Genomic DNA, 1,513 nt, shown 5'->3' with positions numbered 1-1,513 from the left:
TGCTATTTACGGGTCGAAAAGAAAAATGGCGTAGTCATCAGTATCCAAAAAAGACCGTTAGTATCCATTGCCCACTTTGTTTATGATTATTGGTCAAACCAGAATTTAAAACATACAGTATTGGAAATGTATAATAATAATCAACAATTAATATTCTTTTATGAAATTTTTTACGATGAAAACGGGAAAAGTATAAAAAGTAATGAAAAAAACATATCGACCGGGCAAACCATGCAAGCTAGCTATCTTGAAAAAGATGGTATTGAGAGTATAGAAGAGTATTTTGATAATCAGGGTATTAAAACCAATCATGTTATCTATTATGATAAATCTAAAAAAGCTTACCCTTGGATTGAAAATCAGCGATTAAATCAGCGAGGGGAAGTAATCGAAACGACAAATAACAAGCCTGATGAAATATTTGATTCAGGTCAGAGTTTGGAAGAAACGCATCCTTACAATACCTTAATTATGGATATTGAAAAAACTTCTGGTGTCTTAACTGGTAAGCTATTTAGACATACTTTTGATATCAATACCACTCAGTGGGATAGCGAAGCCATAAACCGGGCTAAATTTTTGGGCATTAAGCCAAATCAAACTTATTATAATAAACTGCCATATCCTAATTTTTTTAATAATCGCTATAAAAACTTCCCTCATCAAGCACCATTAACTCTAATCGACGCGGAAAATCAGCAACCTAAAGAGAAATACAGTGATTTAATCAAATTTGAAGTGGGTGATAACTACCAATATAAAACCCTTATCAAAGAAAAATGGCAACAATCCCCCCTCTCCCTACCTTTAGAGCAATTTAAACCATTAGAAAACGATATCTACTTTTTTACAATGGGGGATAACGGGCAATTACAACCATTAGACAATGTAGAGCAAGCAGTTGCATTGCCTAGCTATATTCGTGTAGAAAAAGAGATGGGGAAAATTATCTCCATTGTGCAAAAAACACGTATTATAAAAGTAGCATATCAATTTGAATATAATAACAATACGTTAATTGCCAGTAAATTAAATGTGCTGCAAAGCCCTGTTTTTCAGGACATGCTTATCGAAAGCCAATATGAAAATGGCAATTATTATCCACGTTATCAAACTATCAAAAATGGTAGTGGCATTATTATCCGCACATTTAAACTTATTAAAAGAGGTGAAGTAAAAGAAGGTGAAGTTAACGCAATCTATGAACGATTTAATAATAAAGGGGTGAAAACTAATCATATTACATTGTCGGTACAAAATAATAGAAACGTTATAAAAAACGAATACCTTGATGAAAAAGGTCAAGTTACCCATACCACAGATTTATTCAAGGATAGTGAAATTGACAATCAACAATTTTATGATAGCAAAGCACCTATCTCTCCTGATACGTTTGAATATGGACTTTTTGATTTTTACTTAGAACATCACCAACCAAGTGAGGAAAGTAAGTAATCATTAAATGGGAAAATAAAATAATATATTAATCAGTAATCTATAAACAATAACTAAA

Annotated in this window: 1 protein-coding gene; it reads left to right on the top strand. The window is 31.9% G+C overall.

The genetic code is table 11. The features are described 5' to 3' along the window. A partial coding sequence (locus A9G11_RS14370; protein WP_176701238.1) for a hypothetical protein occupies window positions 1–1,455 on the top strand: 1,455 nt, incomplete at its 5' end. Window positions 1,456–1,513 lie beyond the last annotated feature (58 nt).

The sequence above is a fragment of the Gilliamella sp. wkB108 genome, from assembly GCF_001690195.1.
GTDB classification, from domain to species: Bacteria; Pseudomonadota; Gammaproteobacteria; order Enterobacterales; family Orbaceae; genus Gilliamella; species Gilliamella apicola_L.
The sequence above is the reverse complement of the archived record's forward strand: the minus strand, read 5'-3'. Positions and strand labels throughout refer to the sequence as shown.